The following is a 23,898-nucleotide window of genomic DNA, read 5'->3' on the forward strand; positions in this document are numbered from 1 at the left end:
TAATTAACGCTTTTGAAGAAGATTAAGGTGCTTTGAATTAAGGGTTATTAAACGAAGCGGCCAATCCTTTTACAGATAAAAACCGTAATCTAATATCCTTACTCCAGCGACTGAACCTCAAAAGTAATTGAAAACGAAATTTTTATGTTACCATAAATAATACTTATTTTGTTGCGATGCAAAAACTCTACTCCTTGAATTTCGGAAAATCATTTTTGTTAGCAGGTGTACTCCTGTTTTCGGCACAATTAAGCAAGGCACAATCTGTTTATTTACCAAGCTCCTACCAGCTTTATCAAAAGTTTAATGGAGATATATATTCTGTAAAAAGCTCCTTCCACACATCATTACGCCCATTTTTAATTGATAGCCTTATCAGCCATACTTATGATTCGGTATTAAACGTAGGCGTAAGCACCGACCGTAAAAGCTGGCTTAACCGCAAAATATTTAACGAGCACCTGTTTGATGTACAAACCAAGGACTATACATTTTATGGCGATGTGCTTGTAGACCTGCAGGCCGGTAAAGATTTTAAGGCAAAAAGATCCACCAATTTAAATACCCGTGGTTTCCAGTTCGGCGGAACAGTTGGTACCAAATTCTCTTTTTATACCAGTGGTTTTGAGGATCAGGGAAAATTTGCAGATTACTATAACGATGTTGTTAATGCAAACGGATTTATACCCGGCCAGGCTTACGCAAGGCACTATAATGGTCAAAAACAACAAAGTCAGGATTGGTCATACGTTACAGCCATTTTATCTTACACGCCTATCAAGCAGTTGAATATTACTTTGGGTGAGGATAAGATGTTTGTGGGAGATGGTTACCGCTCATTGCTATTATCAGATTATGCGGCCAATATGCCCCTGCTAAGGGCAACTGTAAACCTGGGTGCTGTACAATACATGGCTACATGGGCTTACCTCGAAGATTTCAAAGAAACCAAGTTTGACGTATTTGGCAGCAATCGTCGTAAATGGGCTTTATTCCATTATTTGGATTGGAATGTGAGTAACCGGGTTTCTTTCGGTTTCTTTAACGCCGTTATAACTCCCGAAGCTGATGCGCAAGGTAACCGCCGTGGTTTCGATCTTAACTTTATTAATCCCGTGTTGTTTTCAAGCTCACAGGGCCCTTCTGCACAACCAAAGGATAATGTGCTTGTTGGTTTTACGGGTAAATACAAAATATTCGATAAAACAGCCATTTATGGCCAGTTACTGTTAGATAAGTTTAAAGGCAGTGATTTCTTTTCGGGTAACAATGCCGATAATACCAACGGTTTTCAGTTAGGGGTCCGCGGTGCCGATATTTTTAAAGTTGAACGCTTAAATTATCTTTTTGAGTTTAATACTGTTAAGCCATACACTTATTCAAATCAACAAAGCATCAGCAGCTACGCATTTTACGGCGATCCGCTGGCACACCCGCTGGGTGCAAATTTCAGGGAGTTTTTGGGGATAGTGAATTATTCTATTGGCAGGTTTGATTTTCAGGGTCAGTTGGATTACGCCAAATATGGCCTTGATGCACTGGCAACCGACAATAACGGAAAAGCGATCACTAAGCCATTTGAACCTACCGAAAACACAACTACAACCATTGGACAAGGCTTAAACACCCAATTGTATTATGCCGAAGGTACCGTGTCATTCTTAATCAATCCTAAATATAACCTGCGTTTCGAGTTAAGCGGCCTGTATCGCCAGGAAAAAAACAGCGTGGCAGATAACAAGACTACACTGGTTACTTTTGGCTTAAGAAGCTCATTCAGGAATTTATACCACGACTTTTAATAATATAATAATGCCGGTTATCTTAATTGATAACCGGTTCCATAATATTTGCCCTGCTCCAGGAGGCTAATGATTGCATAACATCGTTTAGCGATCTTCCTTTTTCGCTCAGGGAATACACCACCTTGGGCGGCACTTGCGGGAAGGCCTCGCGAATGATTATCCCATCGGCTTCCAACTCTTTTAATTGCCTTGATAATACTTTTAAGGCAATACCCGGAATTGTCTTATGCAACTCGCCAAACCGTTTTGGTTCGTCCATCAATATCCATATAATTATATGCTTCCATTTGCCGCCAATGATATCCATTGCAGCGGTTATGGGACAATCGCAGGCCGCAAAATATCTTTTTTCAATTTTCTTCATTTTTAATGCATTGATTTTCAATGATTATTACCTTTATGTTATTACTTGACAAAAAGGTAATTACTTGACAAATGTATAGCATTGGCATAGCTTTGACAATAAAACGGATGAAAACTGACATAGCAACCAATAATTAAACAACACATTTAAAATACAAAATCAGTAAATTTAACTATATGAAAATTATCATCATAGGTGCCACAGGCACAATTGGCAAGCACATTACAAAGGCCTTGCAACAAGATCACGAGGTTATAAAAGTTGGATCAACAAGCGGCGACTTACAGGTTGATATTTCATCGTCAGCATCAATCGAAAACCTTTTCAAGCAAGTTGGCTCCTTTGATGCGCTCATAAGCACAACCGGAAACGGGCACTTTGGCCCATTGAAAACAATGACTGAGAAGGATTTCAGGGTTGGGTTAGACAGTAAATTAATGGGCCAGATTAACCTCGTTTTAATTGGGCAGCATTACATCAATCCCAAAGGTTCGTTTACCCTAACTTCGGGTATATTAAGTGATGATCCGGTTTTACTTGGCGCTAACTTAAGCGCGGTTAACGGAGCTATAAATGGTTTTGTACGCGCAGCAGCAATTGAATTGGAAAACGGCATCCGTATCAATACCGTAAGCCCTGGTGTGGTTGAGGAATCGCCTGTTTATTTTCCCTATTTTCAGGGTCACATACCGGTAACTATGGATCGTGTAACGCAGGCTTATGTGAAAAGCGCGTTGGGTGCACTTACCGGGCAGGTTTTCCAGGTAGTTTAATTGAGTATAAAACAAGTTCGCCAGCCTTACGGGCTGGCGAACTTGTTAATACAGCTTGAATTAATTGATGCTTTCCAGCATTTTTATGTATAATTCAATACCCTCGCGAATTTCATCTACATAAACAAATTCATCGGCAGTATGGGAGCGTGCCGAATCGCCGGGGCCAACTTTAATAGACGGAATATCAAGCAATGATTGATCTGACGTTGTTGGCGAGCCATAAGTAGTTCGGCCTAAAGCAATACCCGCCTGTACAATAGGGTGCTCCCTTGGTATTGATGATGGCTTCAACCTTATGGAACGTGGATTAACATCGCAGCTTACATGCTGGCGAATGATCTCTAATACTTCCTCATTACGATAAGCATCTGTTACCCTTACATCAACCGTAAACGTGCAGCTTGCAGGTACTACGTTATGTTGCGAACCCGCGTTAATAATGGTTACCGACATTTTTATCGGTCCAAAAACTTCCGATTCGTTAGGGAACCTGAAATTGCGGAACCACTCAATATCAGTTAAAGCTTTATAAATGGCATTATCGCCCTCTTCACGAGCGGCATGACCTGCGCGACCATGGGCCACACAATCCAATACCATTAAACCACGCTCGGCAATGGCCAGTTGCATCAGCGTGGGCTCTCCTACTATGCCGAAATCAAGTTTTCCCAGATCAGGGATTATCAGCTCAAGACCATTCACGCCAGAAATTTCTTCTTCGGCGGTAGTGGCCAGGCAAAAGTTATATTTCAGGTTCTCTTTATCATGAAAATAAAGGAAAACCGCTATCAGCGATACTAAACATCCGCCGGCATCATTACTGCCCAACCCAAAGAGTTTGCCATCTTCAATTTTAGCATCATACGGGTCGCGCGTGTAGCCCGAATTTGGCTTAACGGTGTCATGATGAGAATTAAGCAGTATGGTTGGTTTGGCAGCATCATAATGCTTATTCCAGGCCCAGATGTTATTTAGCTTGCGATGTGTTGTTACGCCTTGCTGCTGTAAAAGCTCGTTAATGAGGTCGGCAGTACGGTCTTCTTCTTTGCTGAAGGATGGTATGGATATTAGTTGCTGCAGTAACGTTACTGCCAGTTGAAATAGATTGTTGCTATCGGCCATATAAATAGGGATCGTCCCCCGGTAGTTTGGTCACAAAATTAATACTTTTAATTGGAACCTTCCTGTTAAGTAATACGCGGTTTAATTTTTATAATTGTGTAAACATTACTAAAACCTTTTACCAAATATTATGAAAAAGCTATCCCTGCTATGTACATTGTTTGTATTACTGCTGATAAACGCCTCAAACGCCCAGCAAACCGATGTTTATAATAAAAATGGTTACAAGCTAACTTTTATTAATTACGATAGCACGCTTGATACCGCGCTGCATACCACTATGGTAAATACTTTTTATAAAGTGTACCCGGTATTGGTTAATGCTTACAACCCGGAGAGTATGAAAGAAGTTGTTTTTGTTATCGACACCACTTATAAAGGCGTAGCCGAAACTGGTCGTGGCCGGGTCAGGATCAGTTCGCATTGGATGCACCAGCACCCAGAGGATATCGACGTTATTACACACGAAGTAATGCATATTGTGCAGGGATACGGCGGCCGCAGCGGCGGACCGGGCTGGTTAACCGAGGGTATTGCTGATTACGCCCGCTATAAATACGGCATAAATAACGATGCAGCGCATTGGAGCTTAACGCCATTTAAATCTACCCAAAGCTATACTAACAGCTACCGCATTACCGCCCGTTTTTTGGCCTGGATAGAGAACAAGGTTAAGCCTGGTGTTGTTAAAGATTTCGACGGCCAGTTGCGTGCCCACGCTTTTACTGTTGATAGCTGGAAAACCGCGACAGGCAAAACTCTTGACGAACTTTGGGCCGATTACAGCGCCAATCCGGTTATCTGATTGCAATAAATCAAAACATATATTATTTTCAATATCTCAAATAAAAATTACGAGGTTTGCGATCTTTAATATCAAAGATGGGAAACTGTAAAATATGCGATGATAAATTAGGAGATGCCTTCCCCATTCGGGAAATGATGTTGGGCACGCGTGAAGAGTTTAATTACGCGCAGTGCACCGGATGCGGAACTATTCAGATATTGAATATCCCCGGTAATATTGGTAATTACTATCCTAATTATTATTATTCATTTCATCACAAGATCCCGGCACTTATACAGCTGCCGTTATTCAAACGTATATTTAAAGATATCAGGATTAAGAAAAAATATCGGCAAAAAGACACCGATATTTTTAATTACCTGCGGCCTATCCAAACACTTGCATCACACAAAATATTGGATATTGGCTGCGGCAGCGGTAAACTCATCTGCGAGATGTTTAACCTCGGGTTTCAAAACGTTCAGGGAACCGATAAATTTATTGAAGCCGGATATGATTATGGTTACGGGGTAAAAGTATTTAAAAAAGACCTCAGCGAACTGAAAAAGAAAAGCTATAACCTGCTTATGATGCACCATGTGTTTGAGCATATGGATAACCCTGCAGAAGAGCTCGTAAAATGCCATAGACTGCTAAAAGATGATGGGCACCTCATTATCAGGATTCCGGTAGTTGGTAAAGCATGGGACATTTATAAGACAGACTGGATTCAGTTAGATGCGCCCCGCCATTTCTTTTTACATACAGTGGCAAGTATGAAAATATTGGCCGGAAAAGCCGGTTTTGTAATTGATAATGTTATTTATGATTCTACCGCTTTTCAATTTTGGGGAAGCGAATTGTACAAGCGTGATATCCCTTTTGTGAATGAAAACAAGGAATATCGTTTACCTACAGATTATTATTCGACCGAAGAGCTTGACAATTATGAACAATTAGCCAGTGGGCTTAATAAAGAGCAACAAGGAGATAGCGCCATCTTTTATTTAACTAAAAGAAGGTAACAAGTCTATTCTTCATCCTCAATTTTTGAATGTTTGCGAGTGTCATTCATGGTAATATACAGCGTTAGCGATAGCGCGATACAAATGGTTACATACCAGTAAAACCATTGCTGATGGTGGGCATTTTTGAAAAGCAGTGCAATGTACTCGGCAGTACCCCCAAACATGGAAACTGCAATAGCATAAGGGAACCCAACACCCAAGGCCCTCACATTGGCCGGGAATAATTCGGCTTTTACTACTGCATTTATGGAGGTGTATCCGCTTACAATTATCAGCGCGCATAAAATAAGTGCGAAGGCCACCCAAACATCCTTGGTGTGGCTTAAAAGCGTCATAATGGGGATGGTGCTTACAGTGCCCAATATCCCAAAGCCTATCAGTAAGGGTTTACGGCCAATTTTATCAGACAGTAAACCAAATGCAGGTTGAACCAGCATAAAAACAACCAGTGTTAAGGTAGATATCAGCGTAGCACTGCTTTTGCTAAACCCGGACGTATTAACCAGGAACTTTTGCATGTAGGTGGTAAACGTATAAAAAGCCAGCGTTCCGCCTATGGTTAATCCTATTACGGTAAATACCGCCTTTGGATGTTTGGCCAATGCGCTTATGGTACCATGCATGGAGTTGGTTTTGTGCCCTTCTTTGGTGAATGATGCCGATTCCTGCAAACTTCGCCTCAAATACATGGTGATAATAGCTAAAAAAGCACCAATGCCGAACGGGATCCGCCACCCCCAGTCATGCAGTTGTTGCTCGGTTAAAAAGGCACGCTGCAATAGCACTAACACACCCAAGGCCAATAGCTGCCCCATAATTAGGGTTACATACTGAAAACTTGAATAAAAACCGCGGTGTTTTTTGCCCGCCATTTCGCTGAGGTAGGTGGCGCTGGTGCCATACTCCCCTCCTACACTTAAACCTTGTATTATACGGGCAATAACCAATATAACAGGTGCCGCCACACCTATGGATTTATAACCCGGGGTAATTGCTATGATCAGCGAACCAACGCTCATTAATAATACCGAGGCAGTCAATGCTTTTTTACGTCCATACTTATCGGCAAAAGTTCCCATGAGCCAGCCTCCAATTGGTCGCATTAAAAAACCGATGGCAAAGATACCGGCAGTATTTAAAAGCTGTACGGTTTGATTATCCGATGGAAAAAAGGCATCTGAAAAATAGAGGGAAAAAGCGGTGTACACATACCAATCGTACCATTCTACCAAATTACCTAATGAACCACCTATGATAGATCTTATGCGTCCGGTGGTGGTGTTTGGTGTAGAAGCTGGTGTTTTTAGCATAATTGAGGTTTTGATAATGGCAATCGTAAATGTAACAGATAATGGCGATTGATGGAAATTGACACAATCAAAAAAATCATTTAAAATCAACGGTCAAAATATTTACCTTGTCTGATGCTTTTTACCGAAGACTTTCTTCACTACGTATGGAAATTTCGCCTGTTCGACCGTAATGCGCTGCAAACGGAGGATGGCGAGGAAATAGAAATATTTTCTACCGGTACCCACAACACCGATTCGGGGCCGGATTTTCACAATGCCCGCTTGCGGATTGGCGACACCGTTTGGGCCGGCAACGTTGAAGTTCATTTATCAGCATCCGACTGGCAAAAACATGGGCACACCACCGACAATGCTTATGATAATACCATACTCCACGTAGTTTACAGGAACGATTTGCCATTGGTATTGGCAAATGGCCGCAAGGTACCAACGCTGCAACTTCAGGATCGTGTACCTGTTGAATTATATGCCCGCTACCATCAAATGGTGTTTGGCAACCAAGCCGTTATCCCGTGCGAAGCAAGTATTGGCGGTATAGATGGGTTAATTATGCACAACTGGCTGACCCGTGTTTTGGTAGAACGGTTAGAAAAAAAATCAACAGCGGTATTAGCGGCCTTAGCACTTAATCGCGGCGATTGGGAGGAAGTGTTTTACCAGTTTTTGGCTGCCAACTTTGGGTTTAAAACAAACGCGCTACCATTTGAACTATTGGCCAAATCATTGCCGCAGATCATCCTCGCCAAAAACAAGAACAATCCAATGCAAATTGAGGCATTGATATTTGGGCAGGCAGGTTTCCTTGAGGGCGAATTAAAGGATGAATACCCTCAGAAACTAAAAACGGAATACAACTATCTGCGTAAAAAATACAACCTCACTCCTATTGAAAATCATTTGTGGAAGTTTATGCGGTTACGACCTCAAAATTTTCCTACAGTACGGCTGGCGCAATTTGCAGCATTAATTGTGCAATCAAATCACCTGTTCTCTAAAATATTGGAAATTAAAAATATTGAAGCGCTGCGTGATTTATTTACCGATATAAAGACAAATAGCTATTGGGATGATCATTACAGGTTTGATGTATCTTCCAAGCCATCAGCAAAAAACTTGGGTGCCAAATCTATAGATATTATATTGATCAATACATTGGTTTTATTCCTGTTTAGCTATGGTAAGCACAACCAGCAAGAGTACTATATTAGTCGCGCCTTAAAATTATTGGAGAATTTACCAGCCGAAAAAAACAATATTACCGATGATTTTATTAACTTAGGGGTGAAAATAGATAATGCGTTTGAATCGCAGGCACTGCTGGAGTTAAAAAATAATTATTGTAATTATAAGAAATGCCTGCAATGCGGCGTTGGTAATAGAATACTAAAACTTGCCTGATATGCTACAGCGAATACTCACATTTTTTGAAAGGTACTCCTTTGGTGTATGCACCTATCTTGGCGAACGGTTTAATGTATCTATAGCAAAAATTCGTTTATTCTTTATCTATTCGTCTTTCCTGGCCGTAGGCTTCCCGCTTATATTTTACTTCTTCGCCGGTATAGTGCTCGATATTCGTAACTACGTTAAACGCAACCGCAGTAGAAGGGCAACTGATTTGTGGTAGTTGTTGATTTTTAATTGAAACCTTAGAGTCTGTCTAAGAACGAAAATTATTCATTGCCGTTGACTTTAGTCAACGGTAAAAAGGAAGTATTATCATGGGCTTTAGCCCAATTGTCCCAGTGGCTTTTGGGCTAAAGCCACTCATTTTCCAATTATTCCGTTGACTAAAGTCAACGGCAATGATCTTTACATGATACATAAATAATTTCAATCAAATTTATACAGCTTCTTATACCAACACCCCTTTTTTCACAGCCTCCTGCAGGTGATGTACTTTAAACTTGGGTTTATAGCAATAGTTTGCCAGGCGCTTTACCCAGGGTTTGTTGTAGCCAAATACTGTTTTTATTAATCGCACCCGTGTTGAACCTTTAGGATAACCATATTTATACCATGTAAATTTGGAGTTATCAATGCGGAAATGATCGGCAAAATCTGATAGAAAAAGATCTATTTCAATATCAAATATATCCAGGTCAAGATCAATACTCGTGTCAAGGCTTATCGTGCCCGGATCAACCCTGCGTATCTTGTACCTGTCGCAATAATCAACAATAAATTCTTTTAAAGGGGGCAGTATTTCTTCCATTAAACGAATATGTTTTTGATATTTCTGTCTATAGGACGTTGCTTTTAAATTAAAGGTTGCATCAAATTTAACTTATTTATAAAATAATACCTGTTAAATAAAGTTAAACACGTTATAATGTTGTGTTGAGCTTTTTTAGTCAATATTTAAAGGTTGATTGTTATAATTGCACAACGATATTTGAATACCCCATGAAACTAAAAGTAATAGCTTTTGACGCCGACGATACCTTATGGGTTAATGAACCGTATTTCCAAAATACTGAAAAACGCTTTTGCAGTTTGCTCGAGGATTTTTTACCGCAGCACACCACTTCAAGCGAACTTTTTAAGGTTGAGGTAGCTAATCTGACACTTTATGGTTACGGTATAAAGGGATATATCCTGAGTATGATTGAGGCGGCGCTAAAAATAACCGACAAAAAGATAGGGATTGAAGCTATTGACCTGATACTGGAGTATGGCAAAGAAATGCTGAACGAACCTATTGAACTGTTAAACGGCGTTGAAGATGTGCTTGCGGCTTTAAAAAATGATTTCCGGCTGGTGGTAGCAACCAAGGGCGATCTGCTTGACCAAGAACGCAAGCTAAAAAAATCGGGACTATCACATTATTTTCACCATATCGAGATCATGTCTGACAAGCAGGAGGATGATTATACCAAACTCCTGAAACACCTTGATATTAACGCAGATGAGTTCTTGATGGTGGGCAACTCCTTAAAATCAGATGTAATGCCGGTGCTGAACATTGGAGGGCATGCTATTCATGTACCCTTTCATACCACTTGGGCACACGAGCATGTAGAAACCAGCCTCACCCACAAAAACTTTAAACAGGCTGATACACTCAGCGATATTTTGCCGTACATAATTGCATGAAACACAAATTAAACCTGGATACCTGGGAACGTAAGGAGCATTTCAATTTTTTCAAAACATTTGAAGAACCTTATTACGGTGTTACGGTAAATATTGATTGCACCGCTGCATATAACTTTACAAAAACAAACGGACATTCCTTCTTTTTGTATTACATGCACAAATCATTGGCTGCAGCGCAGGCCATTGAACAGTTTAAATACCGCATAGAAGGCGACGAAGTATTTGTACATGACCAGATTGATGCCGGATCGACAATCGGTCGTAGTAATGGTACTTTTGGGTTTGGTCACATCATTTATTACCCCACATTTAAGGAGTTTGAAACCGAAGCAAAAAAGGAAATTGCCGATGTACAAAGCCGTACAGATTTAATACGAACTGATGTGGACAACATTATCCGTTTTTCTGCTTTACCCTGGATTAATTTTACCAGTATCTCGCACGCGCGGGCGTTTGCATTCCCGGATAGCTGCCCTAAAATATCATTTGGAAAGATGACCGATGTAGATGGCAAAAAATCAATGCCGGTATCAATCCATGTGCATCATGCGCTGGTAGATGGCCTGCATGTTGGGCAGTTTATTGATCGTTTCCAGCAATTGATGAATAGTGGTGCTTAAATTGATTTCTCCATTACTATCAGTTCTATGATTACGTCTTTAGGTTCGCCAAAGCGGCCATGTGCATGAAAAGGCTGAATTTCGCCGGTAAATGTATAACCCCGGCGTTCATACCAGCTAATAAGTTCCTTACGGCTGCGAATTACTGTCATGGTGATAGTATGCAAGCCTAATTGGCTTGCAACATCTTCTGCTGCTACAAGCAAGGCCCTGCCCACACCTTTGCCTTGCAACACTGGTGATACACTAAACATACCCAAATAAAGCTTATCATCCTTCACCTCAAGGTACACCGAACCAGTAATTTTATCATCATCATCGGTATGTTTTAGTAAAGTGATGTTATCGTCATTGAAATATTCGGTAAGCATAGGCTCATCAATGCGGATACCTCCAATAAGGTCGGCCTCAGATGTCCAGCCTTTTTTTGACTCTTCACCGCGATACGCGCTGTTTATTAATACATTAAGTTCGGCAACATCAGCAAGGGTAGCTTTTGTGATAGGCATATTGAAAATTTGGAAAGCAAACTTAATACTTAGCGCAAAGAAAAAAAAGCTTGCTGCTGCTATTTACATGTATCCGAGGTAGATTGCTGTAAGCATGAAGATATCGTAGGTGATATGGAAAAATATTACATACCACAGGTTACCTTTAAACAGTTTTAACAGCCAAATAGTAATTATTGCGAACAAAAATATGCTTATAACAGCGCCTAAGCCCTCTTGGTAATGGTACAAAGCAAATAAAACACTCGTGATTAAGCCACTTACTTTAAAGGCCTGCTTACCTGCCATTGCCTTGATACGGGAAAAAATGAACCCCCTGAACAGTATTTCTTCAAAGGGAATTACCAGGAAACAAGCTATTGCAAGCAAAAAAAGGTAATTAAAGAAATTGTGTCTTAGATAATTAAAATCGGATAAATTAGCTTCGCGAAAACCCAAGTGCGTCAATACAGGTGATATAATCCAATAGGTGAATACAGCGTAAACAATGCCAATTACACCGCCAACTGCAAGTGATTTGTAAGTAAAGGCATTGAATCGGAAACCGATGTTGCTGAAATTCTCTTTATAAGCCCTCAGGTATAACCATATCAATAAGAGCAATAATAAGGAAAAAGCATACATAGGCAATAAACCGGTATGCGGAAAAACGATCAGAAATACTATCATGAATAGATCTGTAACCGTTCGCTGCCATTTATTTACCCTCATAACAATTTGACTACGAAAGAGCTGTTCTGTTACAATCCCCTATAATCCTCGCGTACCGGGCTAAATATATCTATCAGCTTACAATCAGTAATTGCCTTACCGCCATGCCAAACATTTGAAGGAATTATAGCATAAGTACCACTATTTAAAACTTTAGCAACACCATCAACCGTCATTTCAAATTCGCCCTCAATAACAAATGAGCTTTGGTCATGTACGTGCTGGTGCAAAGGTACCGAGCATCCGGCTTTTACATCAATAAAGTTAATGGTATTGCTGGCGGTATGAATAAGCTTAGAAAAAAAGCCCGGCGCAATTTCTTTTACGTCAATATCGGCAAACTGATTAAATATTTGATTTTCCATTTAGAGGTGAAGCCTTTGTATTAGCTTAGGATAAAAATAAGCAATTTAAAAAGGCCGGCATACTGCTTGGAACAGACACCGGCTTTAACTTCACTATTTTAGGTTTAGTGGGGTATCAAAAAGTTTCGACCAGTTATTTGTATTCAAAAACGCAGTTAAATGTAACGTGTTTTTTACAATAAAGCTGGCGTTATTAAAAATGAACAAAATATAAATTTCATCAACAAAAGGGTAAAATGGATATGTTTATATTTACTAAAAAAACTTCGACTGTTGTTTTTGGTTATACAGTTAAACCACACTAATAATGGCTTTTATTGATTATTATAAAGTACTCGAACTAAATAAAACAGCATCTGATAAGGATATAAAAAATGCTTATCGTAAGCTGGCCCGAAAATATCATCCCGATCTGAACCCTAACGATGCTACGGCTAACAAAAAATTTCAGGAATTGAACGAAGCGAATGAGGTTTTAAGCGATCCCGAAAAGCGCAAAAAGTATGATAAGTACGGCGAAAACTGGCAACATGGCGAAGCGCAGGAACAACAAAATCGTCAGCAACAATACAGCAGGCAAAGTACTACAGGCGGGGCCGATAGCTTTGGAGGTGCAGATGCGTTTAGCGGCGGCGATTTTTCAGATTTCTTTCAATCTATGTTTGGTGGCGCGGGCGGTGGTGGCGGCAGGCGGACGGGTTATCGCGGTCAGGATTTAAATGCAGAGCTGCAATTAAGTTTGCAGGACGTTATGCAAACTCACAAACAAACACTTACCATTAATGGCAAAAACATTCGCATAACTATACCTGCGGGCATTGCAAACGGGCAAACCATTAAAATAGCCGGGCATGGCGGTGCCGGGATAAACGGTGGCCCCGCGGGCGATTTGTATATTAAATTCAACATCCCTGCCGATGCACGTTTTAAACGGGATGGCAGCAATTTGTATAATACCATTAAGCTTGATCTGTACACAGCAGTACTCGGCGGCGAAATAACTGCCGAAACACTATCGGGCAAAGTAAAAGTTAAGGTAAAACCCGAAACACAAAATGGCACAAAGGTAAAATTGAAAGGAAAGGGACTGCCGGTGTACAAGAAGGATACTGAGTTTGGCGACCTGTATTTAACTTATGATATCCAGGTGCCGGTTAACCTTAGCGAAAAGCAAAAACAATTGTTTGAAGAATTATCAAAGTCGTGATTTAAATAAAAACAACATGAAATCATCAAATTTATTAATGGTAAGTGAGATTTGTATTTACCACAATATTGAGCCCGATTTTGTAAACTCGTTATTGAACGCGGGCCTGGTTAAACCGGCCGAGCCCGAAAATACTTTGATACCCGTTACCGAGCTGCAAAAGCTTGAAAAACTTATAAACCTGCATCGCCTGGATATTAATTTAGCAGGTATTGAAGCTATAACCCATTTGCTGGAACGCGTTGAAATACTACACGAGGATTTACAGACTTTACGTAACAGGTTAAGCAGGTACGAAGGAGCGTAAATTATTACTCCATATACTTTAGCATCATTCGCTCGCTTACGATATTTGCATCGTCAATTACCGATTCTGGGTAACCCATTGAGGCTAATATGGCAATTCCGTTGGTGCTTTTCAAGAGGCCCTCTTTAAGGCGGTAATCAAATACCAGAGTTTTGCCAGATTTTGAATCTTCAAATGAATAAATAGCAAAATCTTCGTCCAGTAGCTCTGCCAGTTCCAGATCATGGGTAGATACAAAAACAAAATTCTCATTGGCTGTAATATGCGATAACACAGATTTTGCTGCCGCAATACGTTCAATGGTGTTTGTCCCCCTGAAAATTTCATCAATAATAACCAGGCTTTTTACTTCTTCAGATCTTTCGCTATTATCCATAATATTTAAAATAGCTGAGGCCTGGGCCTGGAAATAGCTTTGCTGCTCCTCAATACTATCTATGGTTTTAATGCTGGTTTGTATTTTCAGGAAGGGTGCTTTATAGGCCTTTGCGCAGCTGGTAAATATTGTTTGGGCCAATAAGGTATTAACGCCGATGGCTTTAATAAAGGTTGTTTTACCAGACATGTTTGAGCCAGTTATTAAAGCTCCCCTATCGGCACGGGTATATAATGAATTGGCTACACATTTGTCAATCAGCGGATGATACAGGTCGGTAATTTCCATTTTTGCATTGGCACCAATAAACTCGGGCTTGTTGTAAAATGGCAAACCCTCCCTTACAGATTGAATGGCTATCAGCATATCAAACTCAGCAACGTAATCATAAACAGCATGAATGTCTTCGCGATAGTTGCCTATATGCTTAATTGAATTTGAAAACACGTATGAATCAAGCAAGAAAATGGTTTTAAAGAATTGAAAAATAGCATATCCCGGTGTAGCGGATTCTGCCACCAGGTTACTTTCAATATTAACAATGCTAAGCGAGCGTTTAAGGCCAACAAGGTTAGTAAGGCTTTTTTTGATCGCATCGTTTTTATCGACCCCTAAATTTTTAACCAGCCATACTGCAACTTTGTGCATAATAAGTAATTGCGGCAAAGAGCTGGTATATGCGGCTATTTTCTTTTTATTACCAAAGTGTAAAATGGTATTATAACCTACAAACACAGCCAGCACTATTGCACTTATGGGGTTCGGTATAATCACTAATGATACAATTGCTGCAATAATTAAAAACGGAACTGCTTTTATGTAAAAGGTCAGTACTGGCGCAAATAAGGCTGGCTGTTCCTTTAAAAACAGGTTAGCAATGAAGTAGGCATCGGTATGGTTTAGCTTTGAAAGCTGAACCTCTATCAATTCGCGATTGGGTTTATCTTTATTTAGGACCTCAATTTTATCGTCAAGTGCTAATAGTTTCTCTAATGAAGTTTCGGGATTGTGCAGCTTTTTGTATAAATATTGCTTGCCGGGTTTTGAATTGGTACGATCTATAAAGTTGAAAACGCTATTGATATCCAAATCATTTGCCACTGCTGCAGACAATTTACCAGACCCCGCATCGGCCTCAAAATATACTTTGATCAGGTCGAAATTGCGCCTGGAGTTTACAGGTTTGGCCCATTTGCTTTTTATTTTGGTCAGTTTATTTTCATCTTCACGTAATTTACCAAAGTAAGTTACGATGTAAGAAATGGTTAGCACCACGGCTAAAAATAATAACGTAAATAAAAAGTAATACATGCTTTAAAATTATAAAAAAACTACTAAATCAGCGGTATATCGCCCACCAATATGCATAAATGTATAATTTGTTAATATAATAATTGCAATTAGGCCCTGGTTTTACGTAATGTGGGAGAAATTGTGCTATTCTCTGTAGCAACGCTTTAAGTTGTGAAGGTGTCTGCTTACCCGGAAAATTACTTAATCTTCATGGTGTGCTGCATCCTGGGCCATCTCCATAATAACGGTATCCAGGCGGTTTAATTCGGTAAGCATAAAGTTAAGTGCTTCCACATCTGCGGGATCATCTTTAAGCATATCGGCAAGGCCTTTTAAATTGGCTAAGGGGCTGCGTATAAAATGCGACTGCTTCCAGGCCATATTCTTGATGCTATCTATTTGTTCATGAATGCGTTCGTAGGCTATTTTTAAGTTGTTTTCAGTGCTCTTCCTTTCGGTGATATCATAAAGCGCCATCATTAACCCCAAAATTTGCTTATCGCTATCAATTATCGGAAACATTCGCACATAATACCAAAACGTAGCCCCATTGGGTTGCAGGTAATCTATTTCATAGTTCACATTATTGCCAGTGAGCACATGCCGCGCAAACTTTAAGAAATGAGGAAACCTCTCTTGCGACAAATATTTTGACAGGTTATCGCCCTTTTCAGGTTCCTGATGAAATTGTTCCCTTACAAATTTTTCGGCAGTTTGATTAAAAGCCAGCACGTTTAAATCACTATCAAACAAAGCATAAACCGTATCGGTAGTATTTAAAATAGTTTGCAGATGCGCTTCTGATTTTTGAAGTAACTTTTCTGATTGTATTTTTTCGGTAACATCGTTTCCTAAAGACAAGCATACCGGTTTCCCTTCAAAAATAATATCCTGAGCTATTGTTTGCACGTAAATTAATGAACCATCTTTTTTGTAATGATTACTTATGCTTGTATTGGTTGTTGGAGCTATTTCCCCCGTATATTTTGCTTTTAAATTCTCTCCTTTATAGGAAATCAACAGGTCCTCTGCTTTCATTGTTAAAAACTCTTCCTGCGAGTAGCCATATTTTAACACGGCTGCTGCATTAACTGCAATTATAGTAAGATCATTCTTATCTATCATCCACATTGGCAGCGGATTACTATCAAATAACAATTTGTATTTTTGTTCGGATAAACGCAATTGTTCTTCCGCCTTTTTTCGTTCGGTGATATCAATCATCGAACCGATAATGGTGGGTTCGCCATCGATTGTAACCCGGCTGCCATAAAATTCAACCCAGTTCAATGAACCATCGCTGCATTGCCCCCTGGCCTCGTAATGAATACTGTCTATCTCCCCGCTTAGCCTCGCACGGACGTTATCCATCGCCATTTTTTTATAATCAGTACTAATAACTATATCTACAGATTCGGCATCGATAAGTTCTTGTTGTGTGTACCCAAATACTTCGGCAAACCGTGGATTAACATAATTAAAGCGCCCCTTTTGAACAATATATACCCCAACCATTGATTTATCGGCCAGGGTCCTGAACTTTAACTCTGCATCTTTGAGCTCAGCTTCCATTATCTTGCGCGCGGTGATATCACGGGCAATTACCAGTACCCTATCTTCAGAAAACCGTTTAACATTGATCTCCACATCAAATACAATCCCATTCTTTTTAACAAACCGGCGCTCCTTTATAACGGCGGTATACAAGTGATTAAGGCCGATAACTATTGGATTTTCTTTAAGATGTTTGGGATCAATGATAGCTTCTACCCGCATTTGTAAGAGCTCTTCACGCGTGTAACCCGTCATTTGGCACATACGTGCATTTACTTCAGAAAAATTGCTGTCGAGATCGAGTACATAAATGGCATCCGAAGCATGTTCAATGAGCGACCGGTATTTACTTTCGCTTTTTTCTAATTTTTCGATAGCCTGCATCAAAGCTTGTGAGCGCTCCTCTACCCTTTTCTCCAGTGTATTGTTAAGGGCTATTACTTCATTTTCGGCATTGGTACGATGCTCATCTACCTGATTAAGCCACATGGCGCTAACGGCAATAACCACCAGGCAAACAAGCAGCAAAATCAACGATAGCAGGTACATACTAAGTTGAAGCGGTAATAAATGCGTGTACTGCATTTTAAACCTCAGGAAGCCTAAAACAATAAAAATAAACTCCAGGGGTAAAAAGAGTCGGCGCGCCATTAAGTTGCCTACCTTGTTACCTGTGAAAATATGTGCCACGCCAAGGCTGGGGTGTAAAAGTGTAGCAGCAATAGATAAGCCTAAAAAAATGATAGCTGTGTGCACCGGCATTGAACTTACATACTTAAGATCATAAAACAGCGACAAACCATATAAATACCCTATTAGGGCTACCCCGGAAACAATTGTTACCAGATGAAGCAGAAACTGCCCGATGTTATGAAGTGATTTACTTTTAGTACTGAACAGTAAAAAGGCGGCACCAAACAGTACGGTGCAGGCAGTGGTATTAATAGCGGTATAGCTTTTAAAAGTATAGGCAGAAGTATTGCCGGTATGGTCAAAGATCCTATCGAAAATACTATTGAAATGATAAAGATATTGTAACACGCCAAAAATTCCGATGCAGGTAACAGCAGCTGATAACATTAAAAAAGCCATGCGTGAGTATGGCTTAACAGGTTGTTGGGTTATGATTAGTGCTGTTCCTAAAAATGCGAAACACAAAGCTGTATTAAACCTTATGGCAACATATTGAATGAAAAGTGTTTGAAGGCTATTTATGTTAAATATCCAGCCGAGGGCAATAAATATTCCCGCCAATATGGCCAGCAAGCCAGTTACTCTTATGAATTTACTTTTTTGGGGATAGTACATTTAAAGGCAAATTATGCTTCAATTATACATTCTTTTTAATAATATATCGTTGTAAGTAATTTATTGGAAGATGATAATGAACCTAATAAAGTTATAACAAAAACATACAAAACAGAATTTTTTATATGAATTGATTTAAAGAAGAGCTATTAATTTCTACAACGAATGAAGTTTTAATATAAACCAACTTGCCTTATCTGTTACCACTAAGGAACGCCTGTAAAGTTTGCTGTGTAAAAGCTGATAGTACCAACTCACCGCTGACGGCTGCACGTTGGTTAAGCAGCGTATCCCAATCATCGGTGCCTTCCCATAAAATCTGCTTTAATCCTTTGAGCGCATCCGGATGGTATGATGCTAACTTATCTGCGAGGATATCAATGGCTGCATCAAGCGCGGCGATATCATCATAAACCTCATTATATAGCCCCTTATCCATAGCCCATTTAGCGGTCTGAAAATCGGTAGCCCGAATGGTAAGTTGAGAGAAGGCAGACAAGCCAACCTTGCGTGTAACCGCCGGAGAGATAACAAAAGGCCCGATACCTATAGCCAGCTCGCTTAGCTTAATTGATGCAAACTGGGTGGCGAGGCAATAATCGGCAGCAGCGGCAAGTCCTACACCACCGCCAACGGCTTTACCCTGCACCCGGGCAATAATTATTTTAGACGATTTACGGCAGGCATTGATAACATTAGCAAAGCCCGAAAAAAATAGCGCCCCGGCTTCTTTATCTTTTATTTGCACAAGCTCATCAAAACTGGCTCCGGCGCAAAATGTACGGTCGCCCCCACTTTTTAAAATAATTACCTTTATATCGGTGTTTTCACCAGCTTTAATAATAGCTGCAGTAAGTTCATTTAAAAGTGCCGCCGGAAGTGAATTTTGCGCGGGATGGTAAAAGCTGATGGTGGCAACACCGTTTTCGCTTTTTATATAAGATACGTTTCCGTTATCTGTAGCTGACATAATTTGCAGGTTAATAAAAAAGAGGGGCAGATAAGTAGTAAATCAAACACCTGCTCAATATCCGAAGTATTTAACTCACCTGCAATTTTCCTGAAAAATAAAACCTAATGCAGGTTAGTTATAACACTCTTGGTAATTCAAAATAAAAAGTAGCCCCTTTGCCAAGTTCACTTTCAACACCTATTTTTCCGTTATGGTTGTTAATGATCTCCGTGCTTATGTAAAGTCCCATTCCCAGGCCGCTCGCCATAAATTTTTTATCCTCAACCCGGTAAAAGCGCTCAAATATTTTTTCGCGCTGTGCATCAGATAAGCCAATTCCAAAATCCGTTACAGATACACGCACCGTATGGTCTTGCGTTTCTGTTTTAAGGATTATTTGTTTGTTTACCTGCGAATATTTAACAGCATTATTAATAAAGTTCATCAACACCTGCTCCAACCGTTCGGCATTGCCTTCCACCCGTAAACCTGGTTGTGCCTGGTTATCAAATTCATATTGCGGATAGATATGATTTGCATTTTCTATAGAGTTTTTAATGAGATTAGAAAGATCAACCTCGCCTATGGCATATTCCAATCTGCCCGCTTGTATTTTGCTTACATCAAGTAAATCATTTATTAAACGCTGCAATTTATTTATGGCTACACTTGCTTTCTCAATATATTGCTTTACAACGGGTGGTATTTCTTCTTTCTTGTAAGATGTAATGAGCTGCAAATAGCCTTTTAAACTGGTTAATGGCGTTTTAAGTTCATGACTGGCTATACCTATAAACTCATCCTTACGTTCCATTTCCTTTTTCTGGTCTTCAATATCTGTGGCTGTACCCACCCAAAAAATAATCTCGTTTTTTTCGTCTTTTAAAGGTACTGCCCTATTCAGGTGCCAGCGGTAAGTACCATCCCAGCGACGGTAACGATTTTCAACCTCAAAAATATTCCCCGTTTTTAGCGCTGTCATGTATTTATCCATAGTTAACGCCAAATCATCCGGGTGAACAATTTGCTGCCATCCCCAGCCTGCAGTTTCACCGTAACGGCGCCCGGTGTAATTAAACCATTGCTGGTTATAAAAATCCACTTCGCCGCCGGGTAAATTTGTCCAGCTCATTTGGGGAATGTTGTTTGACAGCAACTTAAAGTGTTCGCGACTGATCAAGAGGTCTTTCGTGCGTTCCCTTACGGTGTCTTCCAGCTCATAGTTTAACTTTTCGGCGGCATTTTGCGCTTCCAGCAACTGGTCGTTCTTAACTTTTAATTCCCACTCCGCTTCTTTTTGGTGAGTAAGATCTGTTAATATGAGGCTTAACGCAGTTCCTTCATCCAAATCAAGCGTAGTGCATGACATCAAACAAGGTGTTAACTGAAAATCTTTATTGGTAAGCAATATTTCGCCTTTGCAATCCTCATTCCAGCCGGTATCTATTAGCTCCTTAAATTTATTGGCCGATAATTCGGGAACAAATGTTTCAAATTTAAAACCTATTACTTTTTCAAGCGGCAGGTTCATCATTGCTGCAAAACGCGAATTACTATAAAGTATAACACAGTCGCGGTTAAGGGTAACCGCACCTTCATTCATTTTTTCAATAAAAACACGATAGGTTTGATCGGCTGTTTTAAGTGTATACAACTGGTGGCCGTCATCACCTTTAACAATAAGCGCATCAACCTGTCCATTGCGTATAGCATCAATGGTATCGTTGGCTTCTTCAAGCTGTATCTGCAGCTCTGTATTCTGCAGTACTATTTCCTCGTATGTATGTTTAACCGGCTCCATTTAATTTTACTCATTATTTAAACCAAGCCCTCTTAATACTTTATTCGTGTTAGACATGTCGCCGATCATCCGTCGTTCCATTCCCGGTGCTTTTTTAATAAGTAAGGGCAGGGCTATAATCTGTTCGCTCTCGGCAATCAACGGCTGTTGATATATGTCGATAATTTCCAATTCATAATTGCCGTGCAAATGGGTTTCACAAATCTCTTTGATATTTGTTATGGCCCGTGATGAATTGGGTGAAGCCCCTGTTACAAACAAGCGCAAATGGTAAACTTCTTTATCCCCATTATCGGTAGTTTCTTCAGAAAAAGGCAATTGATCTTGTTCGGTCATTTTATATTTGTTAGCGTGGGCGAATATTTAAACCCACTAAAACCTTTTCCTCGTTTGATAGATCGCCAATTATTTTGCGGATAGGCTCTGGTACTTTACGTACTAATGTAGGTATCGCAAATATCTGGTCGCCTTCTGCTAATTGTGGTTGTACCAACAAGTCAATTACCTCGATAACGTATTGCCCCTTTAAATGTTCTTCACAATATTTTTTTAGATTAGCTAAGGCAGTAACAGATTTTGCCGTTTTCCCGGCAACATATAACCTTAATTCATAATTTATTTCTTCCTCTTGCATTACTTTTTACTCCTTATTTTATTTTCATCATTTGTTCCTTTGCGCATATTGGTCATATCTTCTCTGTTCTTTTCCACTATTTGCAACTTCAACTCTTCTTCCATGTAAATTTTGTTCAGTTCCTCTTCTGTCGATTCAAATTCGGCCTGTAAATTAGAGATTTTAGCTTCCAGCATCCTTCGCTTGCGCATAACTTCCTTGTCTTTACGGGATACTGCGAAATCGCGCAGGGCAACGCCTGTTTTTTCTTTCAGCTTTTGCGCTTCGCGGGCCGACCCTGTAAGTACGCCTTCGGGCCCTAAGTAAACATCTACCAGATCAAGCCCCTTGTCGGTAATAATAAACTCACGTACCTGGTTTGAATGCTTCATTCCGCGCGATTTCATGATGTACATTCCGCGGTTACGCTCGCCGTTATGTTCAATATCGCGCACAAGCAGCCAGGCATCAACCAATGAGGATACCCCTTCATCGGTTTGTTCACTTACAATGGTATTTAATGAAAGCGCGGTGAACATTACCGTTATCTGTATTTCCTGTAAAAAATCTATCAGCCTTACCAGCATCGATTTTACTTCACTAACAGACCCAACGGTAATAAGGTTGGTTATTGGATCAAGTACAACTGCATCGGGCTTAAACTTGTGGATAAGCTTATACATAGATACCAGGTGCATTTCTAAACCGTACAAAGTTGGTCGTGAGGCATAAAATTTAAGGACCCCTTTATCCATGTGCTTTTGCAGATCAACGCCAATAGACTTCATGTTACGTACTATCTGCATGGGCGATTCTTCAAATGCAAAATACAGACACTTTTTACCGGCATTACATGTTTCGTTAGCAAAATAGGCTGCTATACTTGTTTTGCCGGTACCTGCAGTACCAGAAACCAACACGCTGCTTCCTTTAAAAAAACCTTTACCACCAAGCATTTCATCTAATGCCGGGATACCAGATGGCACCCTTTCTGACGAAACCTGCTTCTCCAATTTTAATGAAGTTACGGGTAGCACCGAAATACCTTCCTCATCAATTAAAAAAGGGTATTCGTTGGTGCCATGCTGAGAGCCACGGTATTTAACCACCCTTAACCTGCGGGTCGAGATCTGGTTAATAACCCGGTGATCAAGCAGGATCACACAATCAGATACATATTCTTCCAATCCCTGCCGGGTTAATGACGAACCATCGCCCTTTTCGCCGGTTATTATAGCCGTAACGCCTTTCTCCTTCAAAAAGTTAAAAAGCCTCCGAAGCTCGGCGCGTAAGATAGCAGTATCTGATAAACCAGAAAACAGGTTTTCAAGCGTATCCAGCACTACCCTTTTGGCGCCAATGGAATCAATAGCATAGCCTAATCTTATAAAAAGCCCTTCCAGGTCATATTCGCCTGTTTCTTCTATTTCGCTTCTGTCGATGTGAACATGGTCGAGCTTAACCTTACCCTCAGCCTGAAGTTTTAAAAGATCGAATCCAAGCGACGATACATTCATTGCCAGTTCTTCGGTTTTTTCTTCAAAGGCCATAAATACGCCAGGCTCGTTAAACTCAGTGGCGCCGCGGATAATAAACTCCAGCGACATCAGGGTTTTACCGCACCCGGCCTCACCGCATATCAGCGTTGGGCGGCCTTTTGGCAAACCGCCGGCTGTAATTTCATCTAAGCCCGTTATACCTGTTGGTGTTTTAGGTAACATAGTTATGTTATTATGTTGTTCTTTATGAATTTTAGTCATCGAAACACGTTTTACTTGTAACCGGAATATGGCGTACCAGTCCGATAATTTTTATTGGGTTAATAATGCAAATGGGCTTTAAATTGTTTTGTATGTATATAAATTTTTTACACCACCGGGCTATAATTCACCTATTTAAATGACGATTATTTTACACAATGTGTGTTTTTAAATATACCGTTATAGGTTAAAAATTCAGGAATAAAATAAAAAATATAGCACTGTTTT

Annotated in this window: 24 protein-coding genes; 10 read left to right on the forward strand and 14 right to left on the reverse strand. The window is 40.1% G+C overall.

The features are described from left to right. Nucleotides 1-176 precede the first annotated feature (176 nt). On the forward strand, nt 177-1,802 hold the full coding sequence (locus BLS59_RS01175; RefSeq protein WP_091142875.1) for a gliding motility protein RemB: 1,626 nt from the start codon (nt 177-179) through the stop codon (nt 1,800-1,802). A gap of 22 nt (nt 1,803-1,824) precedes the next feature. Here the strand turns inward: BLS59_RS01175 and BLS59_RS01180 are convergent, their stop codons facing one another. Next, nucleotides 1,825-2,169: a winged helix-turn-helix transcriptional regulator gene (locus tag BLS59_RS01180; RefSeq protein ID WP_091144964.1), complete on the reverse strand. Its 345-nt coding sequence runs from the start codon at nt 2,167-2,169 to the stop codon at nt 1,825-1,827. A gap of 176 nt (nt 2,170-2,345) precedes the next feature. On the opposite strand from BLS59_RS01180, the gene BLS59_RS01185 reads away from it, so the two are divergent. Continuing rightward, nucleotides 2,346-2,942 carry a short chain dehydrogenase gene (locus BLS59_RS01185; protein ID WP_091142878.1) on the forward strand — a complete coding sequence of 199 codons (597 nt, stop codon included), beginning with the start codon at nt 2,346-2,348 and terminating at the stop codon, nt 2,940-2,942. 60 nt (nt 2,943-3,002) lie between these two features. On the opposite strand, the gene BLS59_RS01190 is transcribed toward BLS59_RS01185, so the two are convergent. Next, entirely contained in the window at nt 3,003-4,067 is a 1,065-nt protein-coding gene (locus tag BLS59_RS01190; protein WP_091142882.1) for a M20 family metallo-hydrolase, read from the reverse strand. Nucleotides 4,068-4,197: 130 nt separating this feature from the next. On the opposite strand from BLS59_RS01190, the gene BLS59_RS01195 reads away from it, so the two are divergent. Then, nucleotides 4,198-4,872 carry a basic secretory protein-like protein gene (locus tag BLS59_RS01195; RefSeq protein WP_091142887.1) on the forward strand — a complete coding sequence of 225 codons (675 nt, stop codon included), beginning with the start codon at nt 4,198-4,200 and terminating at the stop codon, nt 4,870-4,872. 77 nt (nt 4,873-4,949) lie between these two features. Then, the gene (locus BLS59_RS01200; protein WP_091142890.1) at nt 4,950-5,879 is read left to right on the forward strand and encodes a class I SAM-dependent methyltransferase; all 930 of its coding nucleotides are present in this window, start codon (nt 4,950-4,952) and stop codon (nt 5,877-5,879) included. A 5-nt stretch (nt 5,880-5,884) separates the two neighbouring features. On the opposite strand, the gene BLS59_RS01205 is transcribed toward BLS59_RS01200, so the two are convergent. Further along, nucleotides 5,885-7,192 (reverse strand): MFS transporter, encoded by a 1,308-nt coding sequence (locus BLS59_RS01205; protein ID WP_091144968.1) that lies wholly within the window; start codon nt 7,190-7,192, stop codon nt 5,885-5,887. Between the two features lie 114 nt (nt 7,193-7,306). On the opposite strand from BLS59_RS01205, the gene BLS59_RS01210 reads away from it, so the two are divergent. Together BLS59_RS01210 and BLS59_RS01215 are read left to right on the forward strand one after the other, a co-directional pair. After that, entirely contained in the window at nt 7,307-8,593 is a 1,287-nt protein-coding gene (locus BLS59_RS01210; RefSeq protein WP_091142895.1) for a DUF2851 family protein, read from the forward strand. Between the two features lies 1 nt (nt 8,594). Further along, entirely contained in the window at nt 8,595-8,822 is a 228-nt protein-coding gene (locus BLS59_RS01215) for a PspC domain-containing protein (protein WP_091142899.1), read from the forward strand. A gap of 228 nt (nt 8,823-9,050) precedes the next feature. Here BLS59_RS01215 and BLS59_RS01220 read toward each other — a convergent pair whose 3' ends face one another. Then, nucleotides 9,051-9,410, reverse strand: a complete 360-nt coding sequence (locus BLS59_RS01220; protein ID WP_091142902.1) for a DUF1493 family protein — start codon at nt 9,408-9,410, stop codon at nt 9,051-9,053. Nucleotides 9,411-9,601: 191 nt separating this feature from the next. Here BLS59_RS01220 and BLS59_RS01225 point away from each other — a divergent pair, with 191 nt between their 5' ends. Together BLS59_RS01225 and BLS59_RS01230 are read left to right on the forward strand one after the other, a co-directional pair. After that, the gene (locus BLS59_RS01225; RefSeq protein ID WP_091142906.1) at nt 9,602-10,291 is read left to right on the forward strand and encodes an HAD family hydrolase; all 690 of its coding nucleotides are present in this window, start codon (nt 9,602-9,604) and stop codon (nt 10,289-10,291) included. Continuing rightward, entirely contained in the window at nt 10,288-10,914 is a 627-nt protein-coding gene (locus BLS59_RS01230; RefSeq protein ID WP_091142910.1) for a chloramphenicol acetyltransferase, read from the forward strand. Before BLS59_RS01225 ends, BLS59_RS01230 begins: the two co-directional genes overlap by 4 nt. Here the strand turns inward: BLS59_RS01230 and BLS59_RS01235 are convergent. From BLS59_RS01235 to BLS59_RS01245, 3 genes are all read right to left on the reverse strand, one after another. Further along, nucleotides 10,911-11,423, reverse strand: coding sequence for a GNAT family N-acetyltransferase (locus tag BLS59_RS01235; RefSeq protein WP_091142914.1), 513 nt, complete (start codon nt 11,421-11,423; stop codon nt 10,911-10,913). The two genes, BLS59_RS01230 and BLS59_RS01235, sit on opposite strands and share 4 nt — an antisense overlap. A gap of 63 nt (nt 11,424-11,486) precedes the next feature. Beyond that, nucleotides 11,487-12,134, reverse strand: coding sequence for a CPBP family intramembrane glutamic endopeptidase (locus BLS59_RS01240; RefSeq protein ID WP_091142917.1), 648 nt, complete (start codon nt 12,132-12,134; stop codon nt 11,487-11,489). Nucleotides 12,135-12,163: 29 nt separating this feature from the next. Continuing rightward, nucleotides 12,164-12,499 carry a cupin domain-containing protein gene (locus BLS59_RS01245; protein WP_091142921.1) on the reverse strand — a complete coding sequence of 112 codons (336 nt, stop codon included), beginning with the start codon at nt 12,497-12,499 and terminating at the stop codon, nt 12,164-12,166. Between the two features lie 307 nt (nt 12,500-12,806). Here BLS59_RS01245 and BLS59_RS01250 point away from each other — a divergent pair, with 307 nt between their 5' ends. Both BLS59_RS01250 and BLS59_RS01255 read left to right on the forward strand, forming a co-directional pair. Next, on the forward strand, nt 12,807-13,706 hold the full coding sequence (locus BLS59_RS01250; protein ID WP_091142924.1) for a DnaJ C-terminal domain-containing protein: 900 nt from the start codon (nt 12,807-12,809) through the stop codon (nt 13,704-13,706). Between the two features lie 16 nt (nt 13,707-13,722). Next, the gene (locus tag BLS59_RS01255) at nt 13,723-14,013 is read left to right on the forward strand and encodes a chaperone modulator CbpM (RefSeq protein WP_162842538.1); all 291 of its coding nucleotides are present in this window, start codon (nt 13,723-13,725) and stop codon (nt 14,011-14,013) included. 4 nt (nt 14,014-14,017) lie between these two features. On the opposite strand, the gene BLS59_RS01260 is transcribed toward BLS59_RS01255, so the two are convergent. The 7 genes from BLS59_RS01260 to kaiC all read right to left on the reverse strand — a co-directional run bounded on the left by BLS59_RS01260 (nt 14,018) and on the right by kaiC (nt 23,631). Continuing rightward, nucleotides 14,018-15,700 (reverse strand): MutS-related protein, encoded by a 1,683-nt coding sequence (locus tag BLS59_RS01260; protein ID WP_091142931.1) that lies wholly within the window; start codon nt 15,698-15,700, stop codon nt 14,018-14,020. A gap of 183 nt (nt 15,701-15,883) precedes the next feature. Next, nucleotides 15,884-18,544, reverse strand: coding sequence for a PAS domain-containing protein (locus BLS59_RS01265; RefSeq protein ID WP_091142934.1), 2,661 nt, complete (start codon nt 18,542-18,544; stop codon nt 15,884-15,886). Between the two features lie 193 nt (nt 18,545-18,737). Further along, a complete protein-coding gene (locus BLS59_RS01270; protein WP_091142937.1) occupies nt 18,738-19,514 on the reverse strand; it encodes an enoyl-CoA hydratase/isomerase family protein in 777 nt (258 codons plus the stop codon). Nucleotides 19,515-19,632: 118 nt separating this feature from the next. Continuing rightward, the gene (locus tag BLS59_RS01275; protein ID WP_091142939.1) at nt 19,633-21,297 is read right to left on the reverse strand and encodes a PAS domain-containing sensor histidine kinase; all 1,665 of its coding nucleotides are present in this window, start codon (nt 21,295-21,297) and stop codon (nt 19,633-19,635) included. A gap of 6 nt (nt 21,298-21,303) precedes the next feature. After that, complete coding sequence (locus BLS59_RS01280; RefSeq protein ID WP_091142942.1) at nt 21,304-21,633, reverse strand: circadian clock KaiB family protein; 330 nt, start codon at nt 21,631-21,633, stop codon at nt 21,304-21,306. 10 nt (nt 21,634-21,643) lie between these two features. Then, complete coding sequence (locus BLS59_RS01285; protein WP_091142946.1) at nt 21,644-21,931, reverse strand: circadian clock KaiB family protein; 288 nt, start codon at nt 21,929-21,931, stop codon at nt 21,644-21,646. Beyond that, complete coding sequence (gene kaiC, locus BLS59_RS01290) at nt 21,931-23,631, reverse strand: circadian clock protein KaiC (RefSeq protein WP_240315120.1); 1,701 nt, start codon at nt 23,629-23,631, stop codon at nt 21,931-21,933. The genes BLS59_RS01285 and kaiC overlap by 1 nt, the downstream gene beginning before the upstream one ends. Nucleotides 23,632-23,898 lie beyond the last annotated feature (267 nt).

Source organism: Mucilaginibacter pineti (genome assembly GCF_900101875.1).
GTDB classification, from domain to species: Bacteria; Bacteroidota; Bacteroidia; order Sphingobacteriales; family Sphingobacteriaceae; genus Mucilaginibacter; species Mucilaginibacter pineti.